Raw genomic sequence first — 14044 nt, forward strand, 5'->3', positions numbered from 1 at the left:
CCAGGAAGCGGCGAGCGAGCCCGCTGGATTGCTTCGCTGCGCTCGCAATGACGGAAGGGCGCTACAGAATAAACCGGCTGAGATCGGCGTTCTTGGCCAGGTCGCCGATGCGCGCCTGCACATAGGCGGCATCGATCGTCACGGCCTCGCCCGAGCGGTCTGGCGCCGTGAACGAGATATCGTCGAGGATGCGCTCGATGACGGTCTGGAGGCGGCGCGCCCCGATGTTCTCGACGGTCGAGTTCACATCGACGGCGATGCGCGCGATCGCGTCGATCGCATCGGGCGTGAACGCGACGGTGACCTCCTCCGTCGCCATCAGCGCCACCGACTGCTTGATCAGGCTGGCTTCCGTCTCGGTCAGGATGCGCTTGAAGTCCTCGATGTCGAGCGGGTTGAGTTCGACGCGGATCGGCAGCCGCCCCTGCAACTCGGGCAGCAGGTCCGATGGCCGCGAGACGTGGAAGGCACCGGACGCAATGAACAGGATATGGTCGCTCTTCACCGCGCCGTGCTTCGTCGCGACGGTCGTGCCCTCGATCAGCGGCAGCAGATCGCGCTGCACGCCCTCGCGCGAAACATCGGCGCCGCCCTTGCCCTCGCGAGCGCAGATCTTGTCGATCTCGTCGAGGAAGACGATGCCGTTCTCCTCGACCTCGCGGATCGCGGCCTGCACGATCGCCTCCTGGTCGATCAGCTTGTCGCTTTCCTCGGTCAGGAGCGGCGCATAGGCGTCCTTGACCTGGACGCGCCGGGGCTTGCCCTTCTGGCCGAAGGCCTTGCCGAACATGTCGGAGAGGTTGATCGCGCCGATCGAGGCGCCGGGCATGCCGGGGACCTCGAACATCGGCGCGGCGCTGCCGCCGGAGGCGACCTCGATCTCGATCTCCTTGTCGTCGAGTTCGTTGGCGCGCAGCTTGCGGCGGAAGGAATCGCGGGTCGCGGCCGAAGCGGTGGCGCCGACCAGCGCATCGAGCACGCGGTCCTCGGCGGCGAGATGGGCCTTGGCCTGCACATCCTTGCGCCGGCTTTCGCGTACCAGCGCGATCGCCACCTCGACGAGGTCGCGCACGATCGATTCCACGTCGCGGCCGACATAGCCGACCTCGGTGAACTTGGTCGCCTCGACCTTCAGGAAGGGGGCGTTGGCGAGCTTGGCGAGGCGCCGCGCGATCTCGGTCTTGCCGCAGCCGGTCGGCCCGATCATCAGGATGTTCTTCGGCGAGACCTCCTCGCGCAGCGGTCCTTCGAGCTGCTGGCGCCGCCAGCGATTGCGCAGCGCGATGGCGACGGCGCGCTTGGCGTCGTGTTGGCCGACGATGAAGCGGTCGAGTTCGGAAACGATCTCGCGGGGGGAAAAGCTGGTCATTGCAACGCCATGTCCGGATGAAACTGCATGATGAGCGCCTTGTCGGCGCCGGCTGTGACGCCGGGTAGCGGGCGGAAGCCCGCCTTGCGATAGGCCGCCACGGCCCGCGCATTGCCGGGATCGGGATCGATGATGATGGTCCTGTGGCCCTGCGCCGTCAGATCCTCGGCGAAACGGCGCAGCACGGCCGAGCCGATGCCTCGCGACAGGCTGGCTCCGTCCGCGAGCGAGAGGTCGACGCCGACGGCATCCGCCGGCAATTCCATGAGCCAGGGATTGTCTCCTGCCCATTCCGGTGTCTGGTGCGGCGCGACCTGCCAGACCTGGATGTACCCGGCCGGTTCGCCGCCGAGCAGGAAGAGATAGGGCCGGCAGGTCGGGTCGCGCCCCTCGATCATGTCGCTGATATAGCCGAGCTCGGTCTGCGGCTCGCCCCACCATTCCTGCCAATGCGGGCGCGCCATCCATTCGCCGAGCATCGGCAGATCCCCCGGTATCACCGGACGGAACGCGACGGCGTCGATGTCGGGCGCGGTCACGCGGGCGAAACCGGCGGCAGCCTGTCGCGCCAGCGGCCGAGCGGCAGCACCGCGAGCAGGGCGCCGCGCAAGCCACGCCAGCCGGCGGAGAGCGCCAGCACCAGCACGGCCAGGCCGAGCAGCGTCAGCGGCAGGCTGAGATTTTGCGAGACGCTCTGCGAGATCAGGAAGGCGACGGCGATGCCGGCATAGCTCAGCGCCGAGACGAGCAGCGCGCGCCTGTCGATGACCAGCGCGACGATGCCGATCACCACGAAGACGCCGAGGATGATAAGGGATTTGGCCGTGCCGAAGCTCGCCTGCGCACCGACCATGCCGCTGAAGAGCGGATGGACGATCAGCCCGGCCGCGAGCAGGTGCATCCAGAACGCGGCGTCGGAACGGCGGGTCAGGCGTCGCGGGTCGCGCATGTCCAGCCTGAGTGCGAGCACGAAGACGACGAGGCCGCAGATCAGCAGGATCGGATTGAGATAGTCCTGCGCCAGCGAGGGGGCGACCGCCGAGAGCAGGGCGAGCAGCACGCCGACGCCCCCGCCGGCCACCAGTGCCATGTCCACCGGAACGCGAAAGCGCCAGTGGTGCAACAAGGCCGCTGCCGAAAAGGCGGCGGCGGCGATGACCCAGCCGCCATAGAGGATGGAGGGCAGCGCCCGGTCGGCCGTGAGCTGGGCGATCAGCAGCGCCGCGGCAGCGCAGAACATCGCCGCGAGCAGGATCGAGGGCAAAGCGAGCCGCATGCGCCGGGCAAAAATCTCGCTCAGCCCCCAGGCGGCGACCAGAGCCACCGCCGCAAAGGCGTCGCCGAAGCCGACGATCCGCGACAGCCCGAGCAGGGCGCTCGCCAGCAGCCCGACGCCGATCGCGACGAAGATGTCGTTGAAGCCGCCGATCAGCCGGAAGCGCTCGTCGTCGGGATCGATCGCGAGCCGGGCTTCGGCCGCCACGCTCTCGCCCAGGCGCGGCGGCGCGGAAGCCTGCCCTTCGAGCCGAAGCCTGGCCAGATGCGCGATCCGCACCGCCTGCGCCTGGTCGATGATGCCCTCGGCGACAGCGGCCTGAAGATCCTCCTCGGCGATCATGCCGCCTCCAGCGTCTCGATCACGAGGCTATGGTTGGTATAGACGCAGATGTCGCCGGCGATCTTCATCGCCTTGCGCACGATGGCTTCCGCGTCGGCCTCGACATCGATCAGCGCGCGCGCCGCCGAGAGCGCGTAATTGCCGCCCGAACCGATCGCCATCACGGCGCCGTGCTCGGTTGCCTCAGGCTCCAGCACGTCGCCGGTGCCGGAGATCAGCAGCGACACGTCCTTGTCGGCGACGAGCAGCATGGCTTCCAGCCGGCGCAGATAGCGGTCGGTACGCCAATCCTTGGCGAGCTCGACGCAGGCGCGCAGCAATTGCGTCGGATACTGCTCCAGCTTGCTCTCCAGGCGCTCGAACAAGGTGAAAGCATCGGCGGTTGCGCCCGCAAAGCCCGCGATCACTGCGCCCTTGGCGAGGCGGCGGACCTTCTTGGCATTGCCCTTCATGATCGTCTGGCCGAGCGAGACCTGGCCGTCGCCGCCGATCACGACCCGCCCGCCCTTGCGCACCATCAAGATGGTGGTCGCGTGCATCAAGGGAACGTTGCTGGTGTCTGACATCGCGAATCGGGCTCGGAGGTTGGCGCGGCGGAAGCCGTCAACATGTTCAGCCCGGCGCGCGGTATCAAGGGGCGTCGCAGCGAACGCCTCCTCGCGCGGCCTCGGCGCGCGGCAAGGGATTCACGTGAAACGCGGTCGCCTCAGGCGGCGTGCTTCAGCCCGGAACGGCTCCAGATCTCGCTCAGCGCCGTGACGAGGCGCCGGAGGTCGTCTTCCGAATGCAGCGGCGAAGGCGTGATCCGCAGCCGCTCGGTGCCGCGCGGCACGGTCGGGTAGTTGATCGGCTGGACATAGATGTCGAAGCGCGCGAGCAGTTCGTCGCTGATCCGCTTGCAGGCCGCCGCCTCGCCGACCATCACCGGCACGATATGGCTGGGATTGTCGAGATGCGGGATGCCGGCCTGATCGAGGAGCCGCCGCAGCGCCGCAACATTGGCCTGTTGCGCCTCGCGCTCGGCCGAGCTTTCCTTGAGATGGCGGATCGCCGCGAGCGCCCCAGCCGCGACCGTCGGCGGCAGCGCGCTGGAAAAGATGAAGCCGGAGGCGAAGCTGCGGATGAAGTCGCAGAGCGCCGCCGAGCCGGTGATATAGCCGCCCATCACGCCGAAAGCCTTCGCCAGCGTGCCCTCTATCACGGTAAGGCGCTGGCTGAGGCCCTCGCGCTCGCTGATGCCGCCGCCATGCGGGCCGTAGAGGCCAACGGCGTGGACCTCGTCGAGATAGGTCATCGCACCGAATTCGTCGGCGATGTCGCAGAAGGTCTCGATCGGCGCGATGTCGCCATCCATCGAATAGACCGACTCGAAGGCGATCAGCTTCGGCCGCGCCGGGTCGATCGCCTGGAGCTTGCGGCGCAAATCGTCCGCGTCGTTATGCGCGAAGATATGCCGCTCGGCCCGCGAATGGCGGATGCCCTCGATCATCGAGGCGTGGTTGAGCTGGTCGGTCAGGACGACGCAGCCGGGGATCCGCGCGGCCAGCGTTCCGAGCGAGGCCCAGTTCGACATGTAGCCGGAGTTGAACAGCAGCGCTGATTCCTGGCCGTGCAGCGCGGCAAGCTCCTGCTCAAGCAGGACGTGATAATGATTAGTGCCGCCGATATTGCGCGTGCCGCCTGCGCCGGCACCGCACGCATCGAGCGCCTCGCGCATCGCCGCGAGCACCTTTGGATGCTGGCCCATGCCGAGATAGTCGTTCGAGCACCAGACGGTGATCTCGCGGGGGCCATCCTCACCGTGATAGGTCGCGCGCGGGAACCGGCCGGCCTTGCGCTCGAGGTCGGCGAAGACGCGATAGCGGCCTTCGCGGCGCAGGCCGTCGAGTTCGTTCCGGAAGAATGTCTCGTAATCCATCGCCAGCCTCCTGCGGCGCGCGCTTTCTAAGCCTAGCGCCGGAAGCGGGAAATGGCACGCGGTGTCGCGGCCTTCCTTGATGCGGATCAGGTTTCGCGGCGGGCCAGCTCCAGGATCGCCTCGAGCAGTACCCGGATGGCGATGCCCGCATCCGCCTCGGTCATGTTCTCCAGCGGCGAGTGGCTGATGCCTTTCTCGTTGCGCACAAAGAGCATGGCGGTCGGGCAGATCGCCGCCATCGACATCGCGTCATGGCCGGCGCCGGAGGGGATGCGCCGTGCGGTCAGATTGGCGCCGGTCCGCGCGACGCCGATGCTGAGCGCATCCTGCAATCCTGGCTCCATCGGCACCGCCGCCGCCTTCGCATAGGGGGTGATCGTCAGACCGACGCCGCGCCGTTCCGCGATCTCACCAAAGCGGGCGCGGATTGCGGCCTCCATGGCGTCGAGCGTCTCGTTCGAGGGGCTGCGGAAGTCGACGGTGAATTCGACCGCGCCGGGAACGACATTGGTCGCGCCAGGATCGACGTCGAACACGCCGACCGTCCCGACCGCCTGCTCATGGCCCGAGGCGATAGCCTCGAGTGCGAGCGCCATCTCGGCGCTGGCGGCCAGCGCGTCCTTGCGCAGCCGCATCGGCACGGTGCCCGCATGGCCGGCCTCGCCGGTGACGCGGATGCGAGCCCGGCTCTGGGCGGTGATCGTGGTGACGATGCCGACCGGCTCGTTCTCGACTTCGAGCACAGGCCCCTGCTCGATATGGACTTCGAGATAGGCCTTGATCGAGCCGGGCTTGCGCGCGAGCGCGGGGATGCCCGCAGGGTTGCCTCCGAAGGCGGTGAGCGCGTCGCCCAGGCGCGTTCCCTCGGTGTCGCGCGCATCGAGCCAGGCCGGGTCGTAGTCGCCGGCGAGCGCGGCCGAGGTCGAGAGATGGGTCGGGAAACGGACATTCTCCTCGTCGCCGAAGGCGACGACCTCGAGTGCGAAGGGCAGGACGATGCCGGCGTCGCGCAGGGCCTGCGCCGCCAGGATGCCGGCGACGACGCCGAGATTGCCGTCGAAGCGGCCACCGTCCTTGACCGTGTCGATATGGGAGGCGATCAGCACGCAGGGAGCGCCGGGCGCGGAACCTTCGCGCCGGCCCTGGACCGAACCGGCGGCGTCGATGAAGGCGGAGAGGCCCGCGACCTCCATCGCCCCCTTCGTCCATTCCGCCGCCTGCCGGTGCGCCGGCGAGAGATAGAGCCGCGTCAGCTTTCCGGGCTCGTCGGTGAAGCGGTTGAGGCCCTGTAGCGCGGCGAAGGCGCGCGCTCCGAGGACGCCGGCGGAAGGAAGCGACTGGGTCATGGGATGATTCTAGTAGGTCGCCCGGCCGCCGGACAGGTCGAAGACGCCGCCGGTGGTGAAGCTATTCTCGGCGGAGACGAGGAAGGCGACCATCGAGGCGACCTCGTCCGGCAGCAGGAAGCGCCCGCGCGGGATCTTGGCGAGCATGTAGCCGATATGCTCTTCCGTGATCTGGTCGAAGATCCGGGTCCGGGCGGCGGCCGGCGTGATGCAGTTCACCGCGATGTCATGCGTCGCCAGCTCCTTGCCGAGCGACTTGGTCAGCGCGATCACCGCGGCCTTCGAGGCCGAATAGGCCGAGGCGTTGGGGTTGCCTTCCTTGCCGGCGATCGAGGCCACCATCAGGATGCGCCCGTAATTGCGCTTGATCATGCCGGGCACCACCGCCTGGCAGCAATGCAGCGTGCCGTCGACATTGAGCCGCATCACGCGCGCCCATTCGTCGAGCGGATACTCCCAGGTCTTGTGGTTGGCGCCGGCGATTCCGGCGCTGGTGACGAGGATGTCGACGCTGCCCTGCTTGGCCTCCAGCGCATCGGCCGCAGCCTTCACCGCTTTCGCATCGGTGACGTCGATACCGAGCGCGGTTGCGCCATGGCCGATTTCGGCGGCGGTGTCCTGCGCCAGCTTCGCATCGAGATCCCAGATCGCGACGGTGGCGCCGCTGGCGGCGAAGCGTTCGGCGACGGCACGGCCGATACCCTGCGCGCCTCCAGTGACGATGGCGGTTCTTCCCTTGAGATCGATCTGGTTCATTGCAGGCCCCTGACACGTTGATCGCACCCTAGAGGCTGTCGGGGAGAATGGACAAGACGCGGAGACTGCGTCTCCCGTCGGTGGCCACGCCTTCGACGGGGGTTGCCCGCCGGCCAAGCGCGTGCCGGAAAACGGCAGGATGTGCCGAAACGGTGCGGAGGCGCTGCGATCGTCCCGGACCGGTACATTGCGCGCGGCTCGGCCTTCGCAGGCCGTCCGCATCGAATCTCGGGCCGATCCGGTGTTTGCGGGTGGTGATTGCGCAGTGCGCTTGCCCTGAAGCAGCCGTTCACCGTCCGGCCAGCTTCGGCTTGACGCTTGCAGCGATTGCTTCATGAGGTGCTGTGAACCTCGCTGTCACGAACCCGGTCCGGATTGCCGCCTGTGCCTGCCAGCCTCTCCCTCACCTTCGCGACCAAAGCTGCGGCCCGGGCTCCGACGGGCTTCGCGCTGCGCGATGTCGGCGGCGTCGGCATTGCGGTGCTGACCGAGGCCGGTGCGCTAGCCGAGCTTTCGCAGGCGATGGCGATAGGCCGGCACGTCAAGCTCGCTTTCTGCAACGCCAATCTGGTCAATCTCGCCGCCCGCGACCCGGCGCTGTCACGCCGCCTCGCCGGCTTCCTCGTGCTGCCGGACGGCATCGGCGTCGACATCGGCAGCCGGGTGCTGCACGGCTCCGTCTTCCCGGCCAACCTCAATGGCAGCGACTTCATCCCCGCTCTGCTGCGCGTCGAGCATCGGCCGCTGCGCGTGGGCATGATCGGTGGTCGCCCCGGCGTCGCCGACCGCGCAGCCGCGCAGCTCCGGCAGCAATTCCCGCAGCATGCGTTCGAGGTCGTCAGCCATGGCTATTTCGAACTGTCCGAGGAAGCCGGCCTGCTGGCGCGGCTGAAGGCGGCGCCGCCGGACCTGTTGCTCGTCGCCTTCGGCAATCCGCGGCAGGAAAACTGGATCGCCGACAGGCTGGGGCCGCAGCATTGTGCGGTGGCGGCCGGCATCGGCGCGCTGTTCGACTTCCTGGCCGGCGAGGTGCCGCGCGCACCGGAGCTCATCCGGCGGACCCGGCTCGAATGGGTCTATCGGCTTGGTCGCGAGCCGCGCCGACTCTGGCGCCGCTACGTGCTCGGCAACCCGGCCTTTCTGCTTCGCATCTTGCGGCAGCGCTTTTTCTCCCGCAGATCGCCGCCGTGAGCCAAAGCTATGCCATCGCGACGCCGAGCTATGCCGGCGATCTCGAGCGCTGCCGCCTGCTCTGCGCCAGCATCGACCGCTTCGTCACCGGTCATGCCGTGCACTACCTGCTGGTGGAAGACCGGGATGTCGCACTGTTCAGAGGGCTCGAGGGCCCGCAGCGGCATGTCATCGCCGAATCCGAGCTGCTGCCGTCCTGGCTCAAGTCGTGGCCCGATCCTCTGAGCCTCGGCCGCCGTCGCGTCTGGACCGGCCTCGGCGCGCTGGCACGCAGCGTGCCGCCGCTGCGTGGCTGGCATGCGCAGCAGCTGCGCAAGTTCGCGATCGCCAGGACCTGCTCGGAGGACGTCCTCCTCTTCGCCGATTCCGACATGATCTTCGCTCGGCCCTTCGCGCTGGAGGCGCTGGAGCGGGACGGCGCGATCAGGCTCTACAGCAAGCCCGGCGCCATCACCGCCGACATGGTGGAGCGTCATGTGCCCTGGTGCGAGAACGCCTCGCTGCTGCTCGGGCTCGGACCTCCTGCATTCCCGAGCGCGGACTACATCAACATGGTGAGCTGGCGCCGCAGGATCGTCCTCTCCCTGCTGGATCGCATCGAGCGTCTGAGCGGGCGCGACTGGGTCTCGGCGATGGCGCGCCGCCGCCGCTTCTCCGAATATGTGATCTACGGTCATTACGTCGAACGCGTGCTCGGCCTCGAAGCTGCCGGCCACTGGGCCGATCAGCGCGAGCTCTGCCGCTATTACTGGTTCGACCACGAGGTCGCGGGCTTCGACCGTGTCGCCTCCTTCGAGGAGGTGCTCGAGCCCTGGCAGGTCGCGGTCGCCGTGCAGTCCTTCATCGACCAGCCGCTCGAACGCTTGCGCACCCTGATGGAACGGCAGGAAGCGGCCGCCTGATCGGCGTCAGCGCGCCGTGCCCAGGAGCCGGTAGGTGAGCCCGGCAGAGACGAGATAGGCGGCGGCGAAGGCGCCGTTCATCCAGGCCGCCCAGGCGCCGTCCTGTTGGAAATGCATCATGACGGCCGAAATCAGCGCGGCCTTCAGCGCGGTCACCAGGCACAGCAGCAGGATCCGCGACCCTGTGCGCTCGCGGGCATAAAGCAGTTCGGCATGGTATTCGATCAGGTTCCTGAAGGCCGGGACCAGCAGCATTGGCGCCAGCAGATAGGCCGCCTCCGAGACGTTACGGCCGAGCAGCCCCGGGAAGGGCTTCAGCACCAGAACGACCGCCAGCAGCCCGGCGACCGAGACTGCGGCGATGCCGATCTCGAAGACGGCCAGCCGCTTCAGACCCCACAGCGCGCGCTGCTGCATGATCTTCTGCACCAGCATCTGGTTGAAGCTGCGCACCGGCATCGCGGTGAGGTCGATCACCCGTAGCGCGATCGCGTAAAGTCCGGCGATGCGCTCCCCGGCGAGGCCGAGCACCAGAAGCTTGTCGAGTTCCGACTGGACGTAGAAGACGATGTCGGCCGCGCCGGCGAAGACTGCGTCGGCCATGCGGCGCGGATAGAGTCGGCGCACGAACCGCCACCGCGTACTCGGCAGGAAGGCGAGGAGTGCGATCGCAGCGCTCGCCAGCGTTGCCGCGCAATAGGCGAAGGCCCATGCATCGAGGCTGGCATGGCCGAAGGCGATAAAGAGCAGTGCCGCAACCGTGCGCAGCGACGAACCGATGATCACCAGCACGGCGGCCTGCCGAAAGCGTCGCAAGCCGTTGTTGACGATCGCCACCACCTCGACCACCCGCCAGCCCAGCACTTCCGCGACGATGATCGCCGAGAAGGAGACAATGCTGAGCCTGTCGGCGAAGAGCAGCAGGTGGATGCAGGCGGCGACACCGGCGATCAACGGCAGCGACAAGGCCGCGAGCCCGGCGAAGCCGGCGAGATAGGTGCCCAACAGGCGCGGTTTGACCGTGGCGACGCGGTAGAGCGGCGAGATGAAGCCGAAGGCCAGCAGGCGCGACAGGATCAGCCCTGTTGCAGAAGCCGTGGCGAACAGGCCGAATTCACCGAGGGTCAACGCATTCGCAACGATGAGGAAGTAGACAAGGGCGATGACGAGCCGGCCGGCGGAGCCGCTCAGGATGGTGAGGTAGGCGAGAATGGCGGCGCGGTCTGGCAGCATCGAGTCCGTTCCGGCCGCGCAGGCCTGGTCTTGCGGGGGGCTGGCGCGGCGCGTGCCTGCCCGGAGCAGCATGTCGATCTGTCTTAAGCCGACAGGCGTTGAGCGACCCTAAACGAAACGGAATCGTCCCGGCCCATGCCACTGCGCAAACGCGATCGAGACAATGCCGCCGGCCTGACGCGACGCGACGCGCTGGCCGCCGCCGCCGGGCTCGCCTCCGCCGCGGCGTTGGGGCCGGCGCTGGCGGCGCCTGCGCCGATCCCGTTCGGCTCCGCCGCGCAGATCGAGACGTTCCGTGCCGATCCGCGCTATCGCCAGGCCCTGCTGACCTATTGCGACGTCATCGTGCCGATGAACGATCTGAAATGGGAAGCGATCCGCCATGACCGCTCACGCTTCGATTTTTCGGGCGCGGACGAGCTCGTCGGCTTCGCCGAGCGCAACGGCAAGGCGCTGCGCGGCCACGCTTTGCTCTGGGGCGAGGCCCTTCCCCCCTGGGCGAGGGAAATGAGCACGCGCGCCGAAGCCGAGCGCGAGCTGGTCGAGCACATCGAGACCGTCGTCGACCGCTACAAGGGCCGGATCGCGACCTGGGACGTGGTCAACGAGGTCATCAAGTTCGATCCGCTCGAAGGCGGGCCGATGCGCGATACGATCTGGCAGCGCCTGCTCGGGCCGGAGCATGTCGAGATCGCCTTCCGCACCGCGGCGCGCGTCGACCCTAAGGCTCGACTGGTCCTGAACGATTTCAATTTCGAGGAAGGCTGGCCGGGCACGGCGGAGCGGCGCAGGGTCGCCCTCGATATCTGCCGCCGGCTCAAGGACAAGGGCATCCCGGTTCACGGGATCGGCATGCAGGCGCATCTCTATGCCGAGAACTCGCTCGATATCGACGGCCTCCAGGCCTTCATGGTAGAAATCGGCAAGCTCGGCCTCGACGTCGAGATCACCGAACTCGACGTCATCGACTGGAAGCTGCCGGCTGATGCCGGAACGCGTGATCGCGCGGCCGCAAGTCTGGTCGGAAGCTTCCTGAACGCTATCGTTTCCGTGCGCCGGCCCAAGGCGATCGTCACCTGGGGCCTGAGCGACCGCTATTCCTGGATTCACGATACCTTCCCGCGCAAGGACAAGGCCAAGGCCCGCCCCCTGCCGCTGGATGCCGATTTCAAGCCGAAGCCGATGATGGCGGTGCTGGACCGCTATCGGCGCGGCCGTGCCTGACCGGCTCGGCCGGGCACAGACGGGACAGGCCTGCGCCGCGACGGCTCCGTCACGGTGCAGACGAGGACTTGAAGAGTGAAGCGTAGCGTCATGTTCACCACCAAGACCGCAGCCGGCGAGCCGGAGCCGGTGCAGGAGCGCCGGGAGCGGCGCGCCACGCCCGCACCCGCCCAGGCGATGATGGCGCGGCTGACCGATCCCGCCTGGCTCTTCCGGGCCTTATGGGCGCGGAAGGGGCTAGTCCTGCTCTGTGCCGTCCTCGGCGTCGTGCTGGGCGCATTGGCAAGCCTGACGATCGCGCCGAAATACATCTCGACCGCGCAGCTCTTCATCGATCCGCGCGACCTGCGGGTACTCCAGAACGAGGTCTCGCCCAATGTCACGGGCGGGGACCCGACCTCGATCACCAGCTATCTCGAGAGCCAGGCCCGCATCATCGCCTCCGACAGCATCAAGATGCGTGTCGTCGAAAGCCAGGGGTTGGACAAGGACCCGGAGTTCGGCGGCGAGGTGCCGCGCTCCGGCCTGTCGCGCATCCTCGGCGCCCTCTTGCCGGGCGATGCGTCGCCGTCGCGGGACGGCATGCTCTACGCACTGGCGGCGCTCGACCGCAGCGTCGCCGTCCGGCGCGGCGAGCGCACCTTCGTCATCGATATCTCGGTGACCGCGCGCGAGCCGGAGAAGGCCGCGCGCATCGCCAATGCCCTGGCCAACGCCTATCTGGAAAACCAGGCCGAGGTTCGCGCCGATGCGGCGCAGCGCGCCACGGCCGCCCTGACCGGGCGCCTCGAGGAGCTGCGCAACCGCCTGCGCGTCGCGGAGGAGAAGGCCGAGCGCTACAAGGAAGCCAACAACATCGTCGGCCTCGGCCCCGGCAAGTCGATGACCGAGGAGCAGCTCACCCTCAACAGCGCCCAGCTCGTCGGCCTGCGAACCCGCGTCGCCGAGGCGCGGGCGAAATACGATCAGATCATCGCGGCCCGTCCCGCCGGCATCGAGGCCGGAGCCATCCCCGAGGCCGTCTCGTCCAATACCATGACGGCGCTGCGTTCCCAGCTCGGCGCGGCCCTGGCAAAGGAAGCCGATCTGCTGGCCTCGCTCGGCGCCCGTCACCCGGCGCTCGTGGCGGCCCAGGCCCAGACGCGCGATGCCCGTCGCCAGATCGCCGACGAACTGTCGCGCATCGCTCGCTCCGCCAAGGCAGAGCTCGACCGCGCCGTCGAGGCGGAGCGCCAGATCGCGCGCCGGGGCGACCAGCTCACCGCCAACCAGTATGCGGCCGGCCGGGCCTCGGTCGAGCTGCGCGAACTCGAGCGCGAGGTCGAATCCTCGCGCGTCGTCTATGACGCCTTCCTGCGCCGCGCCCGCGAGACCGGCGAACTCGCCGGCATCGACACGACCAATGCCCGCGTCATCAGCGCGGCCATGCCACCATTGCAGAAGAGCGGGGTCAGCCGGCGCACGCTCGCCATGCTCGGCGGCATCGCCGGCGGCGGATTCGGTGTCGTGCTGGCGCTCGGGCTCGCCCTGTTCGGCTTCGCGCCGCGCCCCAGGCCGGGGCGCAAGCAGCCGGATCTGGGCAGCGCCGCCGCGGTTGCGCCCGTGCCCGAAGCCGTGGCGGCACCCCCGTCCCCGACCGTCCCGCCCCCGCCGGTCGCCCCGGCCGCGGCGAAGGCGGAGATATCCGGAGCGCCGGATTTACCGAAGGCCGGATGGCGGCGCTTTCTGGCGATTCAGGGCGGACAGGCCCAGCGCGCGCCCGAAATCGCCCAGACGGCCGACGCGCCGCTGCTGGCACGGCTGCCGGTGGTCAGGCATCGGCGCTGGCGGCGGCAGGACACGGAGGCCCATTCCGTCTTCCAGGCCAAGGCCCATCTCGTCGACACCATCGACAAGCCCAATGCCGGCTTCGCGAAGGCCGTGAGGGCGGCGCGGGAAGCACTCGTTGCCCAGTCCTCGGGCGCCAGCCATCGCCGCATCCTCGTCTTTGGCCTGAAGCCCGATGCCGGCGCCTCGACGCTTTCGCTCAACCTTGCGCTCGATGCCGCGCTGGCGGGCCTGCCGGCCATGCTGGTCGATGTCGGGACGGGCGACGACAGCCTGACGGGGGTCTTCGCGCCTGAGGCCGGCGCCGGGCTCTACGAGATCGCGACCGGTTCGGTCGGCCTGGTGCGGGCGGCCTTGCAGGACGAGGGCACGGGGCTGTTCTTCCTGCCGCGCGCCGGCCGCGCCGATGAGGTCTCTGCGGCGCAAATCGACAGCGGCTTTTTCGAGAAGGCACGGCGTTTCGGGCCGATCGTAATCGATGGCGGGACGATCGGCACTGACGCCCTCGCGCAACGCTTCGCCGACGCGGCCGACGACATCGTCCTCATCCTGCGCGACGGCGGGATCGGCAATGGCGATCTGGCGCGGGCGACGGCGGCGCTCGGCCCCAATGCGCCAAAACTCCGCGGCTTCGTCGTCAACGAGGCCTGACCGCGACGG

The 14044-nt window shown here is 68.6% G+C and carries 12 protein-coding genes; 4 read left to right on the forward strand and 8 right to left on the reverse strand.

Annotated elements, in window-relative coordinates:
- Positions 1–61: 61 nt before the first annotated feature.
- The 7 genes from hslU to ASE63_RS16680 all read right to left on the reverse strand — a co-directional run bounded on the left by hslU (position 62) and on the right by ASE63_RS16680 (position 7007).
- Positions 62–1369, reverse strand: coding sequence for an ATP-dependent protease ATPase subunit HslU (hslU, locus tag ASE63_RS16650; RefSeq protein WP_056803526.1), 1308 nt, complete (start codon positions 1367–1369; stop codon positions 62–64).
- A complete protein-coding gene (locus ASE63_RS16655; RefSeq protein ID WP_244491427.1) occupies positions 1366–1908 on the reverse strand; it encodes a GNAT family N-acetyltransferase in 543 nt (180 codons plus the stop codon). Before ASE63_RS16655 ends, hslU begins: the two co-directional genes overlap by 4 nt.
- Positions 1905–2987 carry a hypothetical protein gene (locus ASE63_RS16660; protein ID WP_056803530.1) on the reverse strand — a complete coding sequence of 361 codons (1083 nt, stop codon included), beginning with the start codon at positions 2985–2987 and terminating at the stop codon, positions 1905–1907. The genes ASE63_RS16655 and ASE63_RS16660 overlap by 4 nt, the downstream gene beginning before the upstream one ends.
- Entirely contained in the window at positions 2984–3553 is a 570-nt protein-coding gene (hslV, locus tag ASE63_RS16665) for an ATP-dependent protease subunit HslV (protein WP_082610030.1), read from the reverse strand. Before hslV ends, ASE63_RS16660 begins: the two co-directional genes overlap by 4 nt.
- Before the next feature lie 140 nt (positions 3554–3693).
- Positions 3694–4905, reverse strand: a complete 1212-nt coding sequence (gene hemA / locus ASE63_RS16670; RefSeq protein WP_056803538.1) for a 5-aminolevulinate synthase — start codon at positions 4903–4905, stop codon at positions 3694–3696.
- A gap of 86 nt (positions 4906–4991) precedes the next feature.
- Positions 4992–6251, reverse strand: a complete 1260-nt coding sequence (locus ASE63_RS16675) for an allantoate amidohydrolase (RefSeq protein WP_056803541.1) — start codon at positions 6249–6251, stop codon at positions 4992–4994.
- A 9-nt stretch (positions 6252–6260) separates the two neighbouring features.
- Positions 6261–7007 (reverse strand): SDR family NAD(P)-dependent oxidoreductase, encoded by a 747-nt coding sequence (locus tag ASE63_RS16680; protein ID WP_056803544.1) that lies wholly within the window; start codon positions 7005–7007, stop codon positions 6261–6263.
- Between the two features lie 384 nt (positions 7008–7391).
- On the opposite strand from ASE63_RS16680, the gene ASE63_RS16685 reads away from it, so the two are divergent.
- Together ASE63_RS16685 and ASE63_RS16690 are read left to right on the forward strand one after the other, a co-directional pair.
- Positions 7392–8198 (forward strand): WecB/TagA/CpsF family glycosyltransferase, encoded by an 807-nt coding sequence (locus ASE63_RS16685; RefSeq protein WP_244491428.1) that lies wholly within the window; start codon positions 7392–7394, stop codon positions 8196–8198.
- Positions 8195–9100: a DUF6492 family protein gene (locus tag ASE63_RS16690; RefSeq protein WP_056803547.1), complete on the forward strand. Its 906-nt coding sequence runs from the start codon at positions 8195–8197 to the stop codon at positions 9098–9100. The genes ASE63_RS16685 and ASE63_RS16690 overlap by 4 nt, the downstream gene beginning before the upstream one ends.
- A gap of 6 nt (positions 9101–9106) precedes the next feature.
- On the opposite strand, the gene ASE63_RS16695 is transcribed toward ASE63_RS16690, so the two are convergent.
- Positions 9107–10333, reverse strand: coding sequence for a hypothetical protein (locus ASE63_RS16695; RefSeq protein ID WP_056803616.1), 1227 nt, complete (start codon positions 10331–10333; stop codon positions 9107–9109).
- 135 nt (positions 10334–10468) lie between these two features.
- Between ASE63_RS16695 and ASE63_RS16700 the strand changes: the two genes are divergently transcribed.
- Together ASE63_RS16700 and ASE63_RS16705 are read left to right on the forward strand one after the other, a co-directional pair.
- Positions 10469–11557 carry an endo-1,4-beta-xylanase gene (locus ASE63_RS16700; RefSeq protein ID WP_056803550.1) on the forward strand — a complete coding sequence of 363 codons (1089 nt, stop codon included), beginning with the start codon at positions 10469–10471 and terminating at the stop codon, positions 11555–11557.
- A 75-nt stretch (positions 11558–11632) separates the two neighbouring features.
- A complete protein-coding gene (locus tag ASE63_RS16705) occupies positions 11633–14035 on the forward strand; it encodes an exopolysaccharide transport family protein (RefSeq protein ID WP_156410424.1) in 2403 nt (800 codons plus the stop codon).
- The last annotated feature ends 9 nt before the right edge of the window (positions 14036–14044 follow it).

The organism is Allobosea sp. Root381 (assembly GCF_001429395.1).
Lineage (GTDB): Bacteria > Pseudomonadota > Alphaproteobacteria > Rhizobiales > Beijerinckiaceae > Allobosea.